The organism is Dactylosporangium sp. CA-139114, assembly GCF_050955725.1.
Classification (GTDB): Bacteria; Actinomycetota; Actinomycetes; order Mycobacteriales; family Micromonosporaceae; genus Dactylosporangium.
Window position 1 is genome coordinate 1,419,732 of sequence record NZ_CP192080.1, and the last position, 22,397, is coordinate 1,442,128.

The window sequence follows — 22,397 nt, forward strand, 5'->3', positions numbered from 1 at the left end:
CGACGATGGTGAACCGGACTGAGGCGAACCTCCCGCAGAGTCTTAGGCTGAGGGCGGACAACCCACAACGACGTGGGCGAGGGGAGAACAACCGATGAATCGGCCTGGGGCGACCCCGGTGAAGGACGACACGCGGGACTTAGGCGCCGCGCGAAATCCCGACGCGATCGAAGACGACGAGCTGGAGCAGTCAGTGCCCAACGCGGAGCACCTGGTCGCGGAGGCGGTCGTGCTGGCCACCGCGCGGGATGCCGATCCCGAGCTGGTCGGGGCCTACTGGCGCCTGGTTCCCGATGAGGAGCTGGCCGCCTGCAACGTCGCCAAGATGGTCGACGCCACCGCGTCCCACCGGGAGCTCGCGCAGCAGCGCGTGCCCGGCGAGCTCAAGCTGCGCCTGGGGCTGAGCGTCACCGGCGGCACCGCGGTGGAGATCGTCACCGACGACATGCCGTTCCTGGTCGACTCGGTCACCAGCGCGCTGTCGTCGCGCAACATCGACGTCAACCTGCTCGTGCACCCGCTCGTCGTGGTGCGCCGCGCCCCGCTGGGCGCGCTGGAGGACGTCCGCGTCGGGGTCGAGCCCGAGGACGCGATCGCCGGCGACATCGTCGAGAGCTGGATCCGCATCGAGGTCGACCGCATCCGCGACGAGGCGGAGCTGGAGGAGCTGCGCACCGACCTGGCCCGGGTGCTCAACGACGTGCGCGAGGCGGTCGAGGACTGGCCGAGGATGCGCACCCAGGCGCTCGCGCTGGCCGACGAGCTCGGCTCCGCGCAGCTGCCCGTGCCGGACAAGGACATCACGGACTCGGTCGAGCTGCTGCGCTGGCTCGTCGACGACCACTTCACCTTCCTGGGCTACCGGCAGTACAGGCTGATCCGCGGCGAGAACGGCGAGGAGCTGCTGCAGGCGGTCCTGGGCAGCGGCCTGGGCATCCTGCGCGGGGACCGGGTCCAGCCGCGGGTGCTGTCCTCGATGACCGCGGAGGCCTACGCCAAGGCGCTGGAGAAGCGGCTGCTCATCATCACGAAGGCGAACTCCCGCGCCACCGTGCACCGCTCGGCCTACCTGGACTACATCGGCTTCAAGATGTTCGACGCCGACGGCAACGTGATCGGCGAGCGGCGCTTCCTCGGGCTGTTCTCCTCGGCGGCGTATCGCACCAGCGTCCGCGACCTCCCCGTGGTCAAGCGCAAGGTCGCCGAGGTGGTCGAGCGCTCCGGCCTGTCGCCGCGCTCGCACTCGGGCAAGGACCTGATGGAGACGCTCGAGACGTACCCGCGCGACGAGCTGTTCCAGATCGGCACCGACGAGCTCTACAAGGCCGTCATGGGCGTGCTGCGCCTGGCCGGCCGCCGTCAGCTGCGGGTGTTCCTGCGCCGCGACGCCTACGGCCGCTTCATCTCGTGCCTGGTCTACCTGCCCCGCGACCGGTTCACCACCGCGAACCGGCTGCGCATCCAGCAGATCCTGCTCGCCGAGCTCAACGGCGTCGGGGTGGACTACACGACCCGGGTGAGCGAGTCCAAGTTCGCCCGCGTGCACTTCATCGTGCGCACCGAGCCCGGCAACCCGCCCGGCTGGGTCGACGTCGACGACCTCACCGAGCGGCTCTCCGAGGCGACCCGGCTCTGGGACGACGACTTCCGGCTGGTGCTGGAGCGCAAGCTCAACGACGAGCACCAGGCCAAGGTGCTGTACCAGCGCTACGGCGGGGCGATCTCGGACACGTACAAGGACGAGCACACGCCCTACGAGGCGGTCAAGGACGTCGCCAAGCTGGAGCTGCTCGACGAGCCGGGCCAGCTCGTCATGCACGTGTACCGCCGGCGCCAGGACGAGTCCGACATCCGCTTCAAGGTCTTCCGCTACGGCGAGCCCATGGTGCTCTCGGCCGTGCTGCCGGTGCTGCACTCCCTCGGCGTGCGGGTCACCGACGAGCGGCCCTACGAGGTCGTGCGGTCCGACGGGACGATCTACCTGTACGACTTCGGCCTCCAGCTGCCGCCCGACTCCCGGGCCATCGCCGACGTGCGGCCCCACCTGGAGAACGCGTTCTCGGCCACCTGGCGGGGCGAGGCCGAGGTCGACAGCTTCAACAGCCTGGTGCTCAAGGCCGGGCTGACCTGGCGCGAGGTCGTGGTGCTGCGGGCCTACGCGAAGTACCTGCGCCAGGCCGGCACCGTCTTCTCCCAGGACTACATGGAGACGACCCTGCTGGCGTACCCGGCCGTCGCCTCCAAGCTCGTCGCGCTCTTCGCCGCCCGGTTCGACCCGCGGCTGCAGCTGTCCGAGGCGACCCGCTCGGTGCAGTCCAAGGAGCTCGTCGCCGCGATCAACGCCGACCTCGACGAGGTCACCAGCCTGGATCAGGATCGGATTCTGCGTTCGTTCCTGCATCTGATTCAGGCGACGTTGCGTACGTCGTTCTTCCAGCGTGGGGATGGTGGGCGGCCGAAGTCGTATACGGCGTTCAAGCTGGATCCGCAGTCGATTCCGGATCTGCCGGCGCCGCGGCCGCGGTTTGAGATTTTCGTGTACTCGCCGCGGTTCGAGGGTGTGCATCTGCGGTTCGGTTCGGTGGCGCGTGGTGGTCTGCGGTGGTCGGATCGGCGGGAGGATTTCCGTACGGAGATCTTGGGGTTGGTCAAGGCGCAGATGGTGAAGAACGCGGTGATCGTGCCGACGGGGGCCAAGGGCGGGTTTGTGCTGAAGCAGCTTCCGGGTGACCGTGACGAGGCTGTGGCGTGTTATCAGTTGTTCATTTCGGCGCTGCTGGATGTGACGGACAATCTTGACGGTGGGAAGGTGGTGTCGCCGCCGGATGTGGTGCGTCATGACCCGGATGATCCGTATCTGGTGGTGGCGGCGGACAAGGGTACGGCGACGTTTTCGGACATCGCGAACGAGATTTCGGTGCGGTACGGGTTCTGGTTGGGTGATGCGTTCGCGTCGGGTGGGTCGGCGGGCTATGACCACAAGAAGATGGGGATCACGGCCAAGGGTGCCTGGGAGTCGGTGAAGCGGCATTTCCGTGAGCTTGGTGTGGATACGCAGGCGTGCGCGTTCACGGTGGTGGGTGTCGGTGACATGTCGGGGGATGTGTTCGGCAACGGGATGCTGCTCTCGCCGTGCATCCGGCTGGTGGCCGCGTTCGACCACCGGCACATCTTCATCGATCCGTCCCCGGACGCGGCGACCTCCTACGCCGAGCGGCGGCGCATGTTCGATCTGCCTCGCTCCTCGTGGGACGACTACGACCGGTCGCTGTTGTCCGAGGGTGGCGGCATCTACCCGCGCACGGCCAAGTCGGTCAACCTCTCCGAGCAGGCCCGGGCGGTGCTGGGGATCACGGCCACCGGGCCGCTCGCCCCGAACGACGTCATGCACGCGATCCTCGCCGCGCCCGTGGACCTGTTCTGGAACGGCGGTATCGGCACCTATGTCAAGGCCACCGCGGAGTCTCACGCCGATGTCGGTGACAAGGCCAACGACTATGTGCGGGTCAACGGCCGGGAGTTGCGCGCGAAGGTCGTCGGCGAGGGCGGCAACCTGGGCCTGACCCAGCGGGGCCGTATCGAGTACGCGCTCAACGGCGGCCGCATCGCGACGGACTTCATCGACAACTCGGCCGGCGTCGACTGCTCCGACCACGAGGTCAACATCAAGATCCTGCTCGACCGTGCGGTCGCCGCGGGGGAGCTGGACGCGGCCGAGCGCAACCCGCTGCTGGCCGAGATGACCGACGAGGTCGGCGAGCTGGTCCTGCGCGACAACTACGACCAGGCCACCGCGCTGGGCAACGCCCGGGCGCAGTCGCGCTCGCTGCTGCCGGTCCACAAGCGGCTCATCGCCGACCTGGAGCGGCGCGGGCAGCTCGACCGGGCCCTGGAGGGCCTGCCCAGCGACGAGGAGCTCGACGAGCGGGCCGCCACCGGGGTCGGGCTCACCTCACCCGAGTTCGCGGTCCTGCTGTCCTACGTGAAGATCGTGCTCGAGCACGAGATCCTCGACTCCGACCTGCCCGACGAGGCGTGGACCAACAAGGTCCTGGTCGAGTACTTCCCGACGCCGCTGCGGGAACGCTTCGCCGAGGCGATGGCCGAGCACCCGCTGCGCCGCGAAATCGTCACCACCGCGATCGTCAACGAGGCCGTGAACCAGGGCGGTACGTCGTTCTTCCACCGCGCCTCCGAGGAGACCGGCGCCGGGGCCGCGGACGTGCTGCGCGCCTCGGTGGTGGTCAACGAGGTGTACGGGCTGTCGGAGCTGCGCCGCGCCGTCGAGTCGCTCGACAACAAGATCCCGACGAAGTCGCAGACCGCCGTCTACCTGGAGATGCGGCGGCTGCTCGACCGGGCGGTGCGCTGGCTGGTCTCCAACCGGCGGCTCCCGATCGACGTGCCCGCCGAGATCGCGCGGCTGAAGCCCGGCATCGCCCGGCTGTTGCCGCAGCTGGACACGCTGTTCCGGGGCCGGGAGCGCGACGCGCTGCACGCCAACACCGAGGGGCTGCGGGAGCTGGGGCTGCCCGAGGAGATCGCGGACAGCACGACGCGGATCATGTACGGCTTCGGCCTGCTCGACATCGTCGAGGTCGCGTCCACGACGGACCGCGACGTGAACGAGGTCGCGACCGTCTACTACCTGCTCTCCGAGCGCTTCCGGGTCGACGATCTGCTGTCGCGGATCTCGGCGCTCCCGCGCGAGGACCGGTGGCAGACGCTCGCCCGGATGGCGTTGCGCTACGACCTCTACGCCGCGCTGGCCGCCCTCACCGCGGAGGTGCTCAACGCCACCACGCCGGAGGTGGACCCGGAGGAGCGGGTGCACGAGTGGGAGCAGAGCAACGCGACCTCGATCGCGCGGACGCGTAACGCGATCGGCGAGTTCGGGGAGTCGCCCGGAGACCTGGCGGCGCTGTCGGTGCTGCTGCGCCAGATCCGCACCCTGGTGCGGGCCTCAGCCGCGTAGCGGCTGTCGTCCTTGGCACCACGGACACGGCTAGGGCGGTCCCTTTCGGCCGAAGGCCCTCCAGGGACCGCCCTTTTGTCTGGCGGGAGCAACGGTCAGCAGGTGACGCGGACCCGAGCAGGAAGCTTGTGGCTCTTCGTTCTTGCCTTTTGGCTTCTGGGTTTTCGGCTTTGGCGGTTATGCGGCCAGGCCGAGCGTCTCCGCGGCGGCGCGGCCGTTGGCGTGGCTCGCGCCCCAGGTCGTGATGAACGCCTTCGCGCCGCTCGGGCGCCACGACGACGGCCAGCCCATCTCCACCACGGTCACCGCGTGGGTCTGCGCCAGCGTCTCCACCAGCGCGCGGGCGCCCGGGAGGCGGTGCACGTTGCGGCCGACCACCACGATCGGGCGGGCGCCCGCGCGGGCGCGCAGCTCGGCCGGGTCCGCCTGGGCGGCCACGACGCGCAGCTGCTCGGTGCCGTTGACGTGCGGGCCGAGGCCCCACGGCACGCGGCCGGCGGCGATCGACGACTCGGACTCGAGCTGGACGATCAGCGGCGCGGTCGCGCGGTCGTGGGTGCCCTCGATCCGCACGGCGCTCAGGGCCGCGGGGTAGCCCAGGCCCGGCTCCTCGCGGTCGGTGCGGTCGCCGCTGCGCGTCCACGCGCTCAGGTCGGCCACGCGCGCCACGGCCTCCTCGAGGCGGGCGAGCGGCAGGCGCCCGTCGCGCACGGCCGCGACGATCTCGTCCGCGCAGGCCCGCGTGATCTGCTCGTCGATGTCGGCGCCGATGCAGAGCAGGTCGGCGCCCGCGGCCAGGGCCAGCACCGCGCCCTCGGGGATGCCGCCGGCGTAGCGGGCCGCGCCGAGCATCTCCAGCGCGTCGGTCACCACGACGCCGGTGAAGCCCAGCTCGCCGCGCAGCAGGTCGACGAGCACCGCGCGGCTGAAGGTCGCGGGGGCGTCGCCGGTGAGCGCGGGGACGCGGATGTGCGCGGACATGATCGACTTGGCGCCGGCCTCGATCGCGGCGACGAACGGCGGCAGCTCGCGGCCGCGCAGCAGGGCCGGGTCGATGTCCACGGTCGGCAGCTCGCGGTGCGAGTCGGCGAGCGTCGCGCCGTGGCCGGGGAAGTGCTTGGCGCACGCGGCGACGCCCGCGCCCTGCAGGCCGAGCACGGCGGCGGCGGTGTGCGTGGCGACGGCGATCGGGTCGGCGCCGAAGCTGCGGGTGCCGATGATCGGGTTGTCGTCGGCGGTGTTGACGTCCACGGTGGGCGCGAGGTTGAGGTTGATGCCGAGGGCCTCGAGCTCGGCGCCGATGGTGCGGTACACCCTGCGGGTGACGGCGGGGTCGCCGAGGGCGCCCAGCGCGGCGTTGCCCGGGTAGGGGCTGCCGGCCCGGTGCGCCAGGCGGGTGACGTCGCCGCCCTCCTCGTCGATGGCGATGAGCACGCCGTCGCGCACGGCGTGCAGGCTCGCGGTCAGCTTCGCGAGCTGGTCGCGCTCGACGATGTTGAAGCCGAAGAGCAGGTGTCCGGCCATCCCCTCGGCGAGGAGGTCCAGGGCCCACGCCGGGGCCTCCTCCCCGCGGAAGGCGCCCAGCAGCGTGCCCATGGCCAGCCGGTGGAGTCCGGGATCGGTCGACACGTTTGGTTCCCCCCTCAGCGCGGGCGCGGGTACGGCGCGGGCGCCGCACACTCGTTCCGGTGCGCTATCCACGATCGTAAGAGCTTTCTGACCGGTTGTGCGTAGGCCGACCGGTGGGTCCGGCCGTACGCTCTGCGAATAGGTTGCTTGTGGCACGCTAATAGGAAAGTTTCCTAAATACTAGGGGTCTTCGTCACGATGAGTTCCGCCCGACTGCCCGGCACGCCTCGCCTGCTGCGCGCCCTCAACGATCGTGCCGCCCTCGAGCTGCTGCTGAGCCGAGGCCCCCTCACCCGAGCGCAGCTCGGCGAGCTGACCGGGCTGTCCAAGGTCACCGCGTCGCAGCTGGTCGAGCGGCTGGAGGAGCGCGGCCTCGTGGCCCGCGTCGGCGAGCAGGCCGGCGGGCGGGGGCCGAACGCCCAGATGTACGCCGTGGTGCCCTCCACCGCGTTCGTCGTCGGCGTCGAGGCCGGCCCCGCGCACGTGGTCGCCGGGGTGGCGGACATCACGGGCGCCATCGTCGGGCGCACCGACGTGTCCATCGGCGACGGCGACGACCCGGTCAAGGTCGTGCACGCCGCCGTCGTGGAGGCGGCCTCGGCCGCGAGCGCGCCGATCGACCGCATCCGGCGGATCGTGCTCGGCACGCCCGGCCTCGTCGACCCCAAGAGCGGCGAGATCACGTTCGCCTGGGACCTCCCGCGCTGGCACCGCGGCCTGCTCACCGCCCTGCGCGAGGACCTCGGCCGCCCCGTCATGTTCGAGAACGACGTGAACCTGGCCGCGATCGCCGAGCAGCACTCGGGCGCGGCGGTCGGCGCGCGGGACTTCGTGCTCGTCTGGCTGGACCGGGGCGTCGGCACCGCGGTCGTGCTCGGCGGTCGCCTGCACCGCGGCTCGGCCGGGGCCGCGGGCGAGATCGGATACCTACCGGTCGCCGGCACCCAGATCAGCCGCGACGTGTCCCGGCGCTCGAAGAACGGCTTCCGCACCCTGGTCGACGCGGCGGCGGTGCGCTCGATCGCCAAGACCCACGGGTTCAAGTCGGCGGGGGCGGCGGAGGCGGTCCGGGCGGCCATCGCCGCCGGCACCGCGGGCAGCCCGTTCCTCGACGAGCTGGCGCGGCGCATCTCGCTCGGCGTCGCCTCGGTCGGCCTCGTGCTGGACCCTGAGCTCGTGGTCCTCGCGGGCGACGTGGGACAGGCCGGCGGGGCGGATCTGGCGCAGCGGGTGCAGCACGAGGTCGCCGCGATCGCCGTGGTCTCACCGCGCGTGGTGGCGACCGAGGTGTCCTCGGAGCCGGTGCTGCACGGCGCGATCCTGACGGGTCTGGACGCGGTGCGCGAGGAGGTCTTCGGCTCGACGGCGTGAAAGTTTCACGCCGTTCAGCCGTTCAGCCGTTCAGCGGGCGTCGCGGCGGTGCATGGCGAGGAAGGCCGCGGCGGCCACCGCGGTCACCACCGCCGCGATCACCAGGCCGCCCGTCTCCCACGTCGCCCTGAAGGTCGACCGGGCCACGGTCGCGGTGGCGTTCGGGTCGGGCAGGACGCCCAGGCTCAGCCAGGCGCGGGCGTAGCTCGACAGGCGGTACGGCTCCGCGTAGTCGGTGGTCTCGACCACGGTGAAGACGACGGTGCTGCCGAACTCCCACAGCAGCAGGTACGCGATGCCGGCGCCGAGGGCGGCGGACGTGTGCCGGCCGATCGACGCGACCGAGAAGCCCAGCGCGGTGCCGGCCATGGCGACGAACACCACGCGCAGGCCGGTGAGCAGCAGCGAGCCGAACTCGGGCGCGCTCATCCGGCTCACGTTCTCGCCGCCCGGGGCCAGGGCCAGGAAGGCGGCGGTCCACAGCCCGAGGTACACGACCGTCATGAGGGCGACGCCGGAGACGACGGCCAGCAGCTTCGCCCCCAGCACGGCGCCGCGGCGGGGGGCCCACAGCAGGAGACCGGACATCCCGCCGGAGCTCCACTCGACGCCCACGAACGAGGCGCCCAGCACGAAGCCGGCGAGGGCGAACAGGACGGCGGCACCGTAGTACAGCGACGGCCACTGGCGGTGGAACGAGAACCCGTAGTCCAGCAGCGAGTCGGCGGTCGGGCGCGGGCCGTAGTCGCACGCCTTCGGCAGGTCCTCGCCCGGCTCGGCCTGCTCCAGGCCGCTCTGGACGCGGCCGCAGTGCTCGGTGCGCTGGTCCCACAGCTGCGCGAGCGGGCCGGCGCGCTCCGCGGCGGCCGCCTGCTCGGCCGCGGTCGGGCTGCTGCCGGTGAGGGTGAAGCCGAACGTGAGGAAGGCCAGCAGCGTGCCGACGAGCACCCCGGTCACGAGGGTGATGCGGCGGGCGAACAGCCGCGACCACTCCGCGGCGAACAGGTGCTTCATGCCGACACCTCCGCTTCGCTCCGGCGTACGTTCGGCCCGCCTCCCTGATGCGTGGCCACTGCGCGTCGCTGCGTGCCGCTCATGCCGGCCGCTCCTGCGGGGTCCGCTCGGAGTCGTCCACGGGCCGGAAGGAGCCGCGGGAGCCGCTGCCCGTGATGGTCAGGAACGCGTCCTCCAGCTGCGCGACCGGGGACAGCTCGCGCACCCACATGTCGTGGACGCCCAGCGTGTACGACACCCAGGCCGGCTCCGCGAGGTCGTGCACGACGAGGTGGTCGCCGGTGATGCTCACGTCCGCGCCCGCCTCGGTCAGGATCTGGGCGGCGCGCTGGTGGTCGTCGACGCGCACACGGTACGAGCCCTTGTCCGCGACCGCGAGGACCTCGGAGACCGGGCCGGCGGCGACCGTACGGCCGCGGGAGATGATCGTGACGGAGTCGCAGATCTGGGCGATCTCGGCCAGGATGTGACTGGAGATGACGACCGTCTTGCCCTGCTCCGCGTGGCCGCGCAGCAGATCCCGCATCTCGCGCACGCCCGCGGGGTCGAGCCCGTTGTTGGGCTCGTCGAGGATGAGCAGGTCCGGGTTCTTCAGCAGCGCCGACGCGACCGCGAGGCGCTGGCGCATGCCGAGGGAGTAGGACCGCACCATGTCCTCGGAGCGATCGGCGAGCCCGACCTGGTCGAGGACGACCCCCACCCGCTGCCTCGGCACCCCGCCGGCCTTCGCCAGCAGGGAGAGGGTTTTGTACCCCGTCAGGTTGCCGAAGAACGCCGGCGCCTCGACGATCGCGCCGACCCGCGCCGCCATCGCGGCCTGGAACCGCGGCACGGGTTCGCCGAAGATGCGCATGTGCCCGCCGTCGGCGCGCAGGAGGCCGAGCAGTGTCTTGAGCGTCGTGGACTTGCCCGAGCCGTTCGGTCCCAGGAACCCGTGGATCTGTCCCGGTTCGACCAGCATGTCAAGCTTGTCGAGCGCGGCGCGCGGTCGGCCGAACACGCTCTGGTACGTCTTGACCAGACCGTCGATTTCCAGTGCGGGTGTCATCGGAGCGCAGAATACGGCCTTCGTCACGTCGGCGTGGCCCCGCCAGTCGTCGATATGTGCGGCGTGATTGGATTGGCACGTGTCAGATGACCTTGTCATCGCCGTCGACGATGCGACGGTCACCCGCAACGGCAACCATCTCATCCGATCGGTGAGCTGGCAGGTCGAGCTGGACGAGCGCTGGGTGATCCTCGGCCCGAACGGGGCCGGCAAGACCACGCTGCTCAACCTCGCCGGCGCGCGGATGCACCCGTCGAGCGGCACGGTCACCGTGCTGGGCGAACAGCTGGGCCGGACGAACATCGCCGAGCTCAAGACCCGCCTCGGCTTCTCCTCCAACGCCCTGCGCCTACCCTTCGAGGAGACCGCGCGCGACGTGGTACTGACCGCGTCGTGGGCCGTGGTCGGGCGCTACCGCGAGGCGTACGACCGCATGGACGAGGGCCGCGCCCTGGCCCTGCTCGACCAGCTCGGGGTCGCGGCGCTCGCCGACCGCGTCTACGGCACCCTGTCGGAGGGTGAGCGCAAGCGGGTACAAATCGCCAGGGCCCTCATGACGGACCCGGAGCTGCTGCTGCTGGACGAGCCGTCGGCCGGTCTGGACCTGGGCGCCCGGGAAGATTTGGTGCGCCGCTTGGCCGATCTGGCGGCCGACCCCGACGCTCCCGCCATCGTGCTGGTCACCCACCACGTGGAGGAGATTCCACCCGGCTTCACCCACGCCATGCTGATGCGCGAGGGCGGCGTGGTGGCGCAGGGCCTGCTGCACGACACAATCACGGCCGACAACTTGTCGAAGGCGTTCGGCATGCCACTGAAGCTCACGACGGTGGACGGCCGCTTCCACGCCCAGTCCGAGGCGTAGCGCCCACCTGCCGCCGAGCTTTCGCCACCGGTGGCGTTCGGGGTTGCGCGCCGCCTGCTGCCGCGTCGTCGCGCTGTCGTAGGCGCCCTCACGTCCGCGCCGCGCCTATCTCGCGCCTTCGCGCCTTCGCGCCTTCGCGCCTGCTGGCGCCCTGTGCCGCTGCGTTCGTGCGCCGCGTCCGGTCGCGTCCGCGCTGGCCATGCCTGCTGCCGCTCCGTCACGTCCGCGCCCACGCCCGGTGGCGTCCGGGCCATCAAGGCCGCGCACCCTCACGCCGTGGCGTCCGCGCCGCCCGTGCCCGCTGACGTGCCGTGGGACCGCGTCCTCGCGCCGTGGTGTTGGCGTCGCACCGTGGCGTGCGCTGCGCCTTTGTGTCAAGTCCACCCCGGGCTGAAGTTGGCCCTCGCGTCCGCGCCGCGTGTGCCTCGCGTCCGCGCCGCGTGTGCCGCGCGTCCGCGCCGCGTGTGCCGCGCGTCCGTGCCGCGTGTGCCGCGCGTCCGTGCCGCGTGTGCCGCGCGTCCGCGCCGCGTGTGCCGCGCGTCCGCGCCGCGTGTGCCGCGCGTCCGCGCCGCGTGTGCCGCGCGTCCGCGCCGCGTGTGCCGCGCGTCCGCGCCGCGTGTGCCGCGCGTCCGCGCCGCGTGTGCCGCGCGTCCGCGCTCGGGTCGCGGCGTCCGCGCCCTCGCGCTCGGGCCGTGGCGTCCGCGCCGTCGTGTCGTCGCCTCGCAGAGTGGCGTTTGCGCTGCGCTGTGCCGTTCCGGCTGTGCGCCGTGTCCGTCCCGTGCCGTCGCTGCCGGCTGCGGCTCTGTGGCGTTCGCACCTTCGCGCCGTGGCGCCTTGGCCCCTCGCGTCCGCGCCCTCGCGCCTTCTCCTTCGCGCCTTCTCCTTCGCGCCTTCTCCTTCGCGCCTTCTCCTTCGCGCCTTCTCCTTCGCGCCTTCTCCTTCGCGCCTTCTCCTTCGCGCCTTCTCCTTCGCGCCTTCTCCTTCGCGCCGTGCGCCGTGCGCCGTGCCGTGCGTCGTGCCCCGTGGCGCCCGCGCCCTCGCGGCGTGACGTTTGCGTCGCACGGCTGCGTGCCGCAGTGTCTGTGTGCCGCACCCAGCCTGTGCCCCAGGTGGCCACTGCGTTTGCGTCAGCCTCGCGGCCGCGCCGCGGCTCGTCTCCGTGCGGGTGCCGCCGTCCGTGGGTGTCTGCCCCGCGTTCGCGAGGGTGCGCAATCACGATGGGCGATCCATGCTGACGGAAGCGACAAACACCCTGACAGGCGAAAAATCCGATATGGCGGGGACCGTCGAAGCGGGTCCGACTGTTCGACTGCCGCGCCGTTGCCATAGGTTCAGGTCGGACTGATCGTGAATGGGGCGATGGTGTCCCAGTCGATTTCGGATCGCGTTCGGCGGCCGGCGTCACGCAATGGCGATCCGGCGGTGAAACTACGCGGCCCGGATGCGCGGAATCGTTGCGTCCGGGAAGCGCGGCTGCGAGTTTCGAGTGGACGCCGGCGCGATTTTCCCCGACGATTTGGTGTGGACGAGACCCGGCGGTTCCTGCAGGACCGTGGAGGCGGCGCAGTTTCTCCGCATGCCGTCTCGCCAGCCCCCATTCCCGCCGCCGCTGAGCCTCCCGGCGGAACTCGTCCTTCCCCGGCCACCAATTCCGCGCCTTTGTCCGATCCCGCATAGCAGCCAATTCCCGAGAACTGAACAACTGCATCTGCCCCATGCCAAAATTATCCCAGCCCGCGACCGAACCCCGCGATCCCGTCACATGCCTCGGCGCAAATGGTGAACAATTGGAACCGGAAGCCGCGGGTCATCATTCGGCAATCCGGAATCAGTGGGCTCCCTGCGGGTCGAAGCCGCGCGACGGTGGCGAGGTCAGGCCGTACCAACCGCGCGGGGCGGCAAGGGGCGCCGGCTCCGTTGGAGTCGCGGCGCGGGCCGTACCGCCCGCGCGGGGGTGGCGAGGGGCGCCGGCTCCGTTGGAGTCGCGGCGCGGGCCGTACCAACCGCGCGGGGGTGGCGAGGGGCGCCGGCTCCGTTGGAGTCGCGGCGCGGGCCGTACCAACCGCGCGGGGCGGCAAGGGGCGCCGGCTCCGTTGGAGTCGCGGCGCGGGCCGTACCGCCCGCGCGGGGGTGGCGAGGGGCGCCGGATCCGTTGGAGTCGCGGCGCCCCGATGCGGCTGAGACTCAGCGGCCCCCGAAGGACGGCTTGCGCTTCTCCACGAAGGCGGTCATGCCCTCGGCCTTGTCCTCGGTCGCGAACAACCCCGCGAACAGCTGGCTCTCCCAGGCCAGGCCCGAGGCGAGGTCCATCTCCAGGCCTCCGTCCACCGCCTGCTTCGCGGCGCGCAGGGCCAGGGCCGGGCCGTTCACGTAGGGGCGGACGAGGGCGAGGGCGGCCTCGTAGACGTCGGCGCGCGGTACGACGCGATCGACCAGGCCCATCGCCAGCGCCTCGGGGGCGGGGACGAAGCGGCCCGACATGATCAGGTCCTTGGCGCGGGCGGGGCCGACCAGGCGGGCCAGGCGCTGGGTGCCGCCGGCGCCGGGGATGATGCCCAGGGTGATCTCCGGCTGGCCCAGCTGGGCGTCCTCCGCGGCGACGCGCCAGTCGGCGGTCAGGGCCAGCTCGCAGCCGCCGCCCAGGGCGTAGCCGGTGATCGCGGCCACGACCGGCTTCGGGATGCGTGCCACGGCGTCGAAGGCGGAGCTCAGCGCGCCCGCGCGGGCGGACATCTCGGCGTAGCCCATGCCGGCCATCTCCTTGATGTCGGCGCCGGCCGCGAAGACCTTCTCGCCGCCGTAGATGACCACCGCGCGCACGTCGTCGCGTGCGGTCGCCTCCTGGGCGGCCGCGCGCAGCTGCTCCTGCACGGCGATGTTCAGGGCGTTCATCGGCGGGCGATCGAGCCGGATGGTGCCGATGCCGTCCGCGGCCTCGAGCCTGACCAAAGAAGTCACCTTGTGTCTCCTCAACGTCGTTGTCGTTGCCCGGAGCGTATTCGCCTGTACCGTCTGAGGTGCCATGGCCACCACGTACTACCGCGACAACGTGGTGCACATCAGCTCCGGCGGTGTGCGCGTCGCTGAAGCCTGGTATCCCCTCGACACGCTCACCTACATCTGGCACGAGCGCACGGGCCGGCTGCGGCACGGGGCGTACATGATCGGCACCCGCGGCGGCGCCGTGCTCCTCGTCATCGGGCTGCTGGTCGCGGCCGCGATGGCGGCTCGGCGGATCGACTTTCGCGGGGAGCAGCGCACGATGTACATCGCCGGCGGCATCCTCGCCGTGATCGTCATCGGCGGCGTGGTCGCGTTCTGCCTGGAGGGGCTGCTCGACCTGCTCGACCGCGCCCACGACCACGGCAAGGGCGTGCACGAGATCTGGGTGCGCACCACCGACGGGGACTCGATGATCTACTCGACCACCGACGCCCCCAAATTCGGGCAGATCTATCGAGCGCTCCAGCGGGCGGTCGAGCAGTCCGCCTAGACTGCGCGGCATGGTGGCCCTCGGCGTGGACTTCGGCACGTCGCACACGGTCGCGGTGGCCCGCTGGCCCGACGGCCGCACCCGCCCGCTGCTGTTCGACGGCTCGCCGCTGCTGCCCTCCGCCGTGACGCTCGAGGAGCAGGGGCTGGTCGTGGGCCGCGACGCGGTGCACGCCGCCCGCCGCGCGCCCGAGCGGTTCGAGCCGAACCCGAAGCGCCGCATCGACGACGGGTCGGTGCTGCTGGGGGAGCAGACGGTCGCGGTGGCCGACATGATGACCGCGGTGTTCCTGCGGGTGCTGGCCGAGTTCTCCCGAACCGCCGGCGGCGTGCCCGGCGCGGTGACCGTCACTCACCCGGCCGGCTGGGCCTCGACGCGGCGCGCGACGCTGCACGAGGCCCTGCGCCGGGCCGGGCTGCCCGGGGCCGTGCTGGTGCCCGAGCCGGTCGCCGCGGCCACCTACTTCGTGAGCGTCCTGAAGCACATGGTTCCCGTGGGTTCGGGCGTCGTCGTGTACGACCTCGGCGCGGGCACGTTCGACGGCAGCGTGGTCGCCAGGACCGCGGCCGGCTTCGACGTGCGCGCCGTTGGCGGACGCGACGACCTCGGCGGCCTCGACTTCGACGAGCTCGTCGTCGGGCTCGTGAGCCGGGCCCTCCCCGCGGACGACTGGGCCCGGGTGAGCGCCGACCCGCGCGCGAGCCGGCGGCTGCGCGACGAGGCGCGGGAGGCCAAGGAGCGGCTGTCGCGGGCCGCATCGGTGACGGTCATGGTGCCGGTGCTCGACGTGGACGTACCGGTGACGCGGGAAGAGTTCGAGCACGCCGCCCGGCCGCTGGTGGAGCGCTCGGTCGGCTCGCTCGCCGAGACGCTGCGCCTGTCGCGGCTGGCCGCCGACCGGGTCGCGGGCATCTTCCTGGTCGGCGGCGGGAGCCAGATGCCCCTGGTCGCGACCGAGCTGCACCGCGAGTTCGGGCGGGCGCCGGTGACCATCGAGCAGCCGGAGATGGTGGTCGCCGAGGGCGCCGTGCTGGTCGGCAAGGCGGTGCGCACCACGAAGACCGGCCAGATCGTGCCGGAGCAGGCGCCGCGCTCCGAGCCGATGGCGCTGCCGGTCTCGCCCGCGACGCCACCCGCGCGTCCGGTCAGCCCGACGCCCGTCAGCCCACTGCCCGCCAGCCCACCACCCGCCAGCACGATGCCGGCCAGCCCGGTCCCGGTCAGCCCGATGCCGCCGCCGTACCCGGTCTCTCCGCGGCCCGTCTACCTGCCGTCGCCCCCACCGCAGATCCTGTACTACCCCGTGGCCCCGATCCCGGTCCGCAAGGGCCCGTGGTCGATCCGCTGGCCGGCGGCGTTCATGACGACCTACGGCATCCTGCTCTACCTGCTCACCGGCCTGCTCCTGCTCGCCGCCGGGCTGCCGCAGCTCCTGCGCGACAACCCGCCGCCCGAGTGGGACGAGGCGCGCATCGACCAGCTCACCACCGATGCCCTGGAGTGGGCGGGCATCTGCGCGGTCGCGGGCACGCTGCTCATCAACGGTGCCATGCGGGCGCGGCGGCCGGCGAGCGGGCATCACTGGTACCCCCTCGCGCTCTGCCTCGTCGTGGCCGTCAGCAACGCGGCGCTGACCCCGCCCGGTGGCGGCCCCTGGACGCTCGTGCCCGCGGTGGTGTTCGGCCTGTCGACGGCGATGCTCCTGCTGCCCGCGTCGAGGCGCTGGACGCGGCGCCCCCCGAAACCGGCTGCCCCGAAGCCGGCCGACAGGCAGGCCGGGTCGTGACCGCGCCCCGGACGTCCGGGCGGCGGCCCGGGCCGCCAGGTGGGCGCGACGGTGGCTGCCCTGGTGCCGGCCGACAGATAGGCCGGGTCGTGAGCGTGCCCCGGACGTCCGGGCGGCGGCCCGGGCCGCCAGGCGCGCGCGACGGCGGCTGCCCTGGAGCCGGCCGACAGGCAGGCCGGGTCGTGAGCGCGGCCTAGACTGCACGGCATGCCTACGCCAGGGATCCGGCTCGGGGTCGACTTCGGCACCTCGAACACCGTCGCCGTCGTGCGGTGGCCGGACGGGCGCTCCCGGCCCCTCATCTTCGACGGGTCGCCGCTGCTGCCCTCGGCCGTCTATGCCGAGCCCGGCGGCGCGATCATCGTCGGCCGCGACGCCGTGCACAGCGCGCGCCTGGAGCCGGCCCGCTTCGAGCCCAACCCGAAGCGGCGCATCGACGACGGCACGGTGCTGCTCGGCGACCGCGAGGTGCCGGTCCAGGAGCTCATCGCGGCCGTCCTGCGCCGGGTCCGGGACGAGTGGGTGCGCACGGTCGGCGACGTCGTGCCGGAGGCGACGGTGACGATCCCGGCGTCCTGGGGGGCGACCCGCCGCCTCGCGATCGCCGACGCCGCCGAGGCCGCGGGCCTGGGCCGGGTGCGCCTGGTGCCCGAGCCGGTCGCGGCGGCCGCCTACTTCACCCAGGTCCTCGGCCACGAGGTGAAGATCGGCTCGGTCGTGGTCGTGCACGACTTCGGGGCCGGCACGTTCGACGCCAGCGTGGTCGCGCGCACCGCGGACGGCTTCGAGGCGCTCGCGGTCGACGGCCGCGACGACATCGGCGGCATCGACGTGGACAACGCCGTGGTCAAGCACATCGGCACCATCTGCGAGCCGCGCGCGCCGCAGGAGTGGTCGCGGCTCATGAGCCCGCAGACCGTCGAGGACCGCCGGCACCGCCGCCTGCTGTGGGACGACGCACGGGTGGCGAAGGAGCGGCTCTCCCGCCAGCCCGCGTCGGACCTCACGATTCCGCTGCTCAACTTCGACGTACACCTGACGCGGGAGGAGCTCGAGACCCTCGCGCGGCCGATGATCGAGCAGACCGTGCGCGTGACCCAGGGCGTGATGCGCTGGGCCCAGCTCGCCGAGGGCTCGGTCGCGGGCGTGTTCCTGGTCGGCGGCTCCAGCCGGATGCCGCTCGTGGCCACGCTGCTGCACCGCATGCTCGGCACCGCGCCGACCGCGATCGAGCAGCCGGAGCTCGTCGTGGCCGAGGGCAGCATGCTCACCGGCTCCAAGTCCACCCAGCCGAGCGCGCAGCCCGCCCCGGGCCCGTCGACGGGCGTGCTGCCGCAGGTGCCGGGCTTCCCGTGGGAGCGGCCGGAGCAGCAGGCGGTGCAGCCGCCGGTCTCGGCCCCGCCGGTCTCCACGCCGCCGGCGTTCTCGATGCCGCCCCCGAGCCGGTTCGGCACCCCGGTCTCGGCCCCGCCCGCCCAGAGCCCGATGTGGCCGCACACGCCGCCCGTCGCCCCGGTCTCCGTGCCGCCGCCGGTCTCCGCGCCGCCCCAGGTCTCGTCGCCGCCCCCGGTGTCGTCGCCGCCGGTCTCGGCGCCGCCGAACCGGCCCGTGAGCGCCGGGCGCGTCTACGGCTCCGGCGGCGGCGTGCCCGAGTCGGTGACGCGCTACGACGAATACGGCCGCGCCTTCCGCAACGAGACGCCCCAGCGGCAGCCGCCGCAGCCACCGAGACCGCAGCCGCAGCCGCAGCGCGTCGCCGACCACGCGCACGTGTACTCCGGCGGCAAGCCGCGCCGCGGCCCGGCCGCCCGGTTCTTCCGCGTGCTGTTCGTGGTCGTGCTGCTCGTCGCCGTTCCGCTGGTCGCCGGCGTGATCTCGTACTACCTGACGACCGATCACCTGCCCCCGCTGCTGCAGGAGTGGTTGCACTCGAACCCCTCGTAGCGGCGAACGTGAGTAGGATTCGCGCATGACGACGATCGACGGGCACGGCGGGGACCTCGCGCTGGCGGCGCTGCGCGGCTTCGGGGTCAACGAGATGTTCACCCTCTCCGGCGGCCACGTCTTCCCGCTGTACGACGCGGCGAAGCGGGCCGGCGTGCGCGTCGTCGACGTGCGCCACGAGCAGTCCGCGGTCTTCGCGGCCGAGGCGGTCGCGAAGCTGCAGCGGCGGCCGGGCCTGGCCGTGCTCACCGCCGGCCCCGGCGTCACGAACGGCGTCTCCGGCCTGACCAGTGCCATGTTCAACGGCGCGCCCGTGGTCGTGCTCGGCGGCCGCGCGCCGCAGTTCCGCTGGGGCTCGGGCAGCCTGCAGGAGATGGACCACCTCCCGATCGTCCGGGCGGTCACGAAGCACGCGGAGACCATCTTCTCCACCGACGAGGTCTACGCGCGGATGCGCGCGGCCGCGCTCACCGCGCTGACCCCGCACCGGGGGCCGGTCTTCGTCGACCTGCCGCTCGAGGTGGTCTTCTCCACCGCGGACGGTATCCAAGAACAAGATCCGGCAGTCGTACCGTCCGATGAGCCCGACCCCGACGAGGTCCACCGCGCCGTGAGCCTGCTGGCCGCGGCCGAGCGCCCGGTCATCGTCGCGGGATCGGACGTGTGGGCCGGCGACGCCACCGCGGCGCTGCGCGAGGCCGCCGAGGCGCTGCGGATTCCGGTCTTCGCCAACGGCATGGGACGCGGCTGCCTGCCGCCCGGGCACCCCCTGGCGTTCGCGCGGGCGCGCAAGCCCGCGTTCGGCGGCGCGGACGTGGTCGCGGTCGTCGGCACCCCGCTGGACTTCCGGCTGAACTTCGGTGACTTCGGCGGGGCCCAGGTCGTGCACGTCACCGACGCGCCCTCGCAGCGGGCCGCGCACGTCACCCCGGCCGCGGCGCCCACGGGCGATCTGCGCCTGGTGCTGTCGGCCTTCGCGGCGTACGGCGGCCTCGTGGCGGACCACGAGGAGTGGATCGCGACCCTGCGCGCCGCGGAGAACGCGGCCCGGGGGCGCGAGACCGAGGCCCTGGAGGCCGACACCGACCCGATCAAGCCCAGCCGCGTCTACGGCGAGCTGCGCAAGGTGCTGGCCGAGGACGCGGTGACCATCGGCGACGGCGGGGACTTCGTCTCCTACGCCGGCAAGTACCTCGAGCCCGCGCGGCCCGGCACCTGGCTGGACCCGGGGCCGTACGGCTGCCTCGGCACCGGCATGGGCTACGCGATGGGGGCGCGGGTGACCTACCCCGACCGGCAGATCTGCGTGCTCATGGGCGACGGCGCGGCCGGCTTCTCGCTCATGGACGTCGAGACGCTCGTGCGCCACCGGCTGCCGGTCGTGATCGTGGTCGGCAACAACGGCATCTGGGGGCTGGAGAAGCACCCGATGCGCCAGATCTACGGCTACGACCTCGCGGCCGACCTGCAGCCGGGGCTGCGCTACGACGACGTGGTGAAGGCGCTCGGGGGCGCCGGGGAGACGGTCGAGAAGCCCGGGGATCTCGCCGGGGCGCTCGGACGCGCGTTCTCCGCCGGGGTGCCCTATCTCGTGAACGTCCTGACGGACCCCGAGGACGCCTACCCGCGTTCGTCGAACCTCGCGTAGCCGCTTACTCCAGCCCCAGCAACCGGGGCAGGGAGCCGATCGAGCCGATGACCTCGTGCGCGCCGGCGGCCAGCAGCGCCTGCCGGTCGCCGGCCCCGGTGAGCACGCCCACGAGCAGGCCCGCGCCCGCGCGCCGGCCGGCGATGAGGTCCAGGGGCGTGTCGCCGACGACGACCATGCGGCGCACGTCCTCGACCCCGAGCTTGAGCGCCGAGACGAGCATGAAGTCGGGGAAGGGGCGGCCGCGGCCGGCGTCGGCGGGGGAGAGCACCAGGTCGACCTGGCCCCACCAGCCGAGCGCGTCGATGATCGCCTCCTGGGTGGCCCGGGCGAAGCCGGTGGTCAGTGCCACCTTGACGCCGTTCGCGCGCAGCGTCTTGATCGCCTCGATGGCGCCCGGGATCGGCAGCACGGCGCCGTCGTCGACGAGCAGCCCGTACGCCTCCTCGAACGTCTCGTTGGCGGCCTGGGCCCGCTGCTCGTCCCCGTCGAGCAGGAGGCGGAACACCTCGATCCGGCTCTGCCCCATCGTCTTGCGCAAGACGGCGAGCATGCGCTCGTGCCGGGCGGTGCCGGGGGCGACGCCCTCCCCGGCGAAGGCCACCGTGAAGGCCTGCTCGACCAGGCCGTCATCACGCACCGTAGTGCCTGCCATGTCGATGCAGGCGAGTTGCCACGCGGTCATCACGCGATGGGAGCACGGCGAAGAGACCGGAGCGTGAACGGCACAAAACCGTCAGAAGGCACCCGCCCGCCGCATGCCGTGCGGGCGTCCGTCGGGGTCGTGCACGAAGCGGTAGAGCAGCCCGGACCACTGCCGGGTCCACCAGTTCAGGCGCGGTGCCTCGTAGCGCTGCACGCGCCCGTGCGGCCGGGGGCCAGTGCGGCCCTCGGCGTACCAGCGCTCCAGCTCCGTGGCCGCGCGCTCGAAGGCGCCGATGAACGTCTCGTGGTCATCGCCGTCGATGTCGGTGCCGAGGTGCTCACGGGCCAGCCGCCGGCGCAGCGACTGTGCGTACCGCCCGGTAGGGTCGGCGACCGCGCACGTGAGCTCGGAGTCGTGGGTCCACGAGCGCAGCGACACGTTGTCGGAGCCGACGGTCGCCCAGGCGTCGTCGACGATGCACACCTTGGCGTGCACGTAGATCGGCGTGCCGTCGGCGTTCTCGGGGCTGAACACGTGCACGCGGTCGCCGCCGGCCTCGTCGAGTATCGCGAGGGCGCGCTCGCGGCCGTACAGCTGCGGGATCTTGCCGATCTTGCCCGGTGCGTCGGGCTGGCGGGGCACGACGGCGACGAGGTGCAGCCCCGGCGTGGTGCGCAGCGCGTCGGCGAAGCACTCGGCGACCTGGGGCGACCACAGGTACTGGTCCTCGATGTAGATCAGGTGCCGCGCCCGCGCGACGGCCTTGCGGTATCCGCGGGCCACGCTGCGCTCGCCGTCGGGGGCGAACGGGTAGGCGCCCGAGCGCCTGTGCGGATACGTCCGCAGCAGCTGCACGCTGAGATCTCCGGCGGGCGGCGGGTCCGGCAGCTGCTCCGGCAGGGGATCGGGGTGCGTGTCCTCGTGGTAGAACCGGTCGTGCAGGCGGAAGAAGGGGTTGCGCGACAGCGGGGTCGGATCGGTCCAGCGCTCCCGGAACGTCGCCTCGACCTGCCCCACGGCCGGGCCGCGCAGCTCGACCTGCGCGTCGTGCCAGGGCGGGTGGGGGCCGTACACCGGCGCCATCGTGATCGCCTGCGGATCGCCCTCGTGCTCGTGGGAGTCGCCCCGGCTGTGGCACAGGTCGATCCCGCCCACGAACGCGACGTCGCGCTCGGGGCGGCCCGGGTGGCGCAGCACCACGAACTTCTGGTGGTGCGAGCCGCCCGCGCGGACGCGCATGTCGCGCAGGCACTCGCCGCCCGCCGCCTCGATCTCGTCGCCGAGGTGCTGGTTCTCCTCCTCGTTGAACTGCAGCCGGTCGAAGTGCGAGCGCCACACCAGGCCCTTGACGATCACGCCGCGCTCGGCCGCCTCGCACAGCACCCGGGACACCTCGGTGCCGTCGCCGTCGAGGCGCTGGTCGGGGTCGCCGCGCCAGTCGGTGAACATGATGAGGTCGCCGCGGCGGGTGCCGCGGATGGCGGGCAGGAGGGCGTCGTAGTACTCGCGGCCGTCGATGAGCGGGCGCACCGCGTTGCCGTCGGTCCACGGGGCCAGCCGGGTGTGCGGGTTGCCCCGCTCCTCCGCGCTCAGGAACCACTCGCTCATGCGACCTCCGCTTCGCTCCGGCCGCACGAGCGTCTCGCTGTGCTGCTGATGAGCGGCCCCTCCGCTTCGCTCCGGGCCGCTCATGCGACCTCCGCTTCGCTCCGGACCGCTCATGCGACCTCCGCTTCGCTCCGGCCGCACGAGCGTCTCGCTGTGCTGCTGATGAGCGGCCCCTCCGCTTCGCTCCGGGCCGCTCATGCGACCTCCGCTTCGCTCCGGCCGCACGAGCGTCTCGCTGTGCTGCTGATGAGCGGCCCCTCCGCTTCGCTCCGGGCCGCTCATGCGACCTCCGCTTCGCTCCGGCCGCACGAGCGTCTCGCTGTGCTGCTGATGAGCGGCCCCTCCGCTTCGCTCCGGGCCGCTCATGCGA

The 22,397-nt window shown here is 72.7% G+C and carries 13 protein-coding genes; 7 read left to right on the forward strand and 6 right to left on the reverse strand.

Features of this window, described 5'->3' with window-relative positions:
• Positions 1 to 94 precede the first annotated feature (94 nt).
• Complete coding sequence (locus tag ACQP2P_RS06415) at positions 95 to 4,975, forward strand: NAD-glutamate dehydrogenase (protein WP_433614009.1); 4,881 nt, start codon at positions 95 to 97, stop codon at positions 4,973 to 4,975.
• 177 nt (positions 4,976 to 5,152) lie between these two features.
• Here the strand turns inward: ACQP2P_RS06415 and ACQP2P_RS06420 are convergent, their stop codons facing one another.
• Positions 5,153 to 6,604, reverse strand: coding sequence for a glycoside hydrolase family 3 protein (locus ACQP2P_RS06420; RefSeq protein ID WP_433614010.1), 1,452 nt, complete (start codon positions 6,602 to 6,604; stop codon positions 5,153 to 5,155).
• A gap of 198 nt (positions 6,605 to 6,802) precedes the next feature.
• On the opposite strand from ACQP2P_RS06420, the gene ACQP2P_RS06425 reads away from it, so the two are divergent.
• The gene (locus ACQP2P_RS06425; RefSeq protein ID WP_433614011.1) at positions 6,803 to 7,975 is read left to right on the forward strand and encodes an ROK family transcriptional regulator; all 1,173 of its coding nucleotides are present in this window, start codon (positions 6,803 to 6,805) and stop codon (positions 7,973 to 7,975) included.
• Positions 7,976 to 8,005: 30 nt separating this feature from the next.
• Here the strand turns inward: ACQP2P_RS06425 and ACQP2P_RS06430 are convergent, their stop codons facing one another.
• Together ACQP2P_RS06430 and ACQP2P_RS06435 are read right to left on the reverse strand one after the other, a co-directional pair.
• A complete protein-coding gene (locus tag ACQP2P_RS06430) occupies positions 8,006 to 8,989 on the reverse strand; it encodes an ABC transporter permease subunit (RefSeq protein ID WP_433614012.1) in 984 nt (327 codons plus the stop codon).
• 79 nt (positions 8,990 to 9,068) lie between these two features.
• The gene (locus tag ACQP2P_RS06435; protein WP_433614013.1) at positions 9,069 to 10,037 is read right to left on the reverse strand and encodes an ATP-binding cassette domain-containing protein; all 969 of its coding nucleotides are present in this window, start codon (positions 10,035 to 10,037) and stop codon (positions 9,069 to 9,071) included.
• A 79-nt stretch (positions 10,038 to 10,116) separates the two neighbouring features.
• Here ACQP2P_RS06435 and ACQP2P_RS06440 point away from each other — a divergent pair, with 79 nt between their 5' ends.
• On the forward strand, positions 10,117 to 10,902 hold the full coding sequence (locus ACQP2P_RS06440) for an ABC transporter ATP-binding protein (RefSeq protein WP_433084112.1): 786 nt from the start codon (positions 10,117 to 10,119) through the stop codon (positions 10,900 to 10,902).
• Between the two features lie 2,184 nt (positions 10,903 to 13,086).
• Here the strand turns inward: ACQP2P_RS06440 and ACQP2P_RS06445 are convergent.
• Positions 13,087 to 13,860 carry an enoyl-CoA hydratase/isomerase family protein gene (locus ACQP2P_RS06445; protein ID WP_433614014.1) on the reverse strand — a complete coding sequence of 258 codons (774 nt, stop codon included), beginning with the start codon at positions 13,858 to 13,860 and terminating at the stop codon, positions 13,087 to 13,089.
• A 64-nt stretch (positions 13,861 to 13,924) separates the two neighbouring features.
• On the opposite strand from ACQP2P_RS06445, the gene ACQP2P_RS06450 reads away from it, so the two are divergent.
• The 4 genes from ACQP2P_RS06450 (at position 13,925) to ACQP2P_RS06465 (ending at position 19,773) form a co-directional block, all read left to right on the forward strand.
• A complete protein-coding gene (locus ACQP2P_RS06450; protein ID WP_433084116.1) occupies positions 13,925 to 14,395 on the forward strand; it encodes a DUF6232 family protein in 471 nt (156 codons plus the stop codon).
• 10 nt (positions 14,396 to 14,405) lie between these two features.
• Complete coding sequence (locus tag ACQP2P_RS06455; RefSeq protein WP_433614015.1) at positions 14,406 to 16,181, forward strand: Hsp70 family protein; 1,776 nt, start codon at positions 14,406 to 14,408, stop codon at positions 16,179 to 16,181.
• 207 nt (positions 16,182 to 16,388) lie between these two features.
• Entirely contained in the window at positions 16,389 to 18,125 is a 1,737-nt protein-coding gene (locus tag ACQP2P_RS06460) for an Hsp70 family protein (protein WP_433614016.1), read from the forward strand.
• A 25-nt stretch (positions 18,126 to 18,150) separates the two neighbouring features.
• Entirely contained in the window at positions 18,151 to 19,773 is a 1,623-nt protein-coding gene (locus ACQP2P_RS06465; RefSeq protein WP_433614017.1) for an acetolactate synthase, read from the forward strand.
• Positions 19,774 to 19,777: 4 nt separating this feature from the next.
• Here ACQP2P_RS06465 and ACQP2P_RS06470 read toward each other — a convergent pair whose 3' ends face one another.
• Together ACQP2P_RS06470 and ACQP2P_RS06475 are read right to left on the reverse strand one after the other, a co-directional pair.
• Entirely contained in the window at positions 19,778 to 20,458 is a 681-nt protein-coding gene (locus tag ACQP2P_RS06470; protein WP_433614018.1) for a phosphonatase-like hydrolase, read from the reverse strand.
• Between the two features lie 51 nt (positions 20,459 to 20,509).
• Positions 20,510 to 22,027 (reverse strand): phospholipase D-like domain-containing protein, encoded by a 1,518-nt coding sequence (locus tag ACQP2P_RS06475; protein WP_433614019.1) that lies wholly within the window; start codon positions 22,025 to 22,027, stop codon positions 20,510 to 20,512.
• Positions 22,028 to 22,397: the final 370 nt, after the last annotated feature.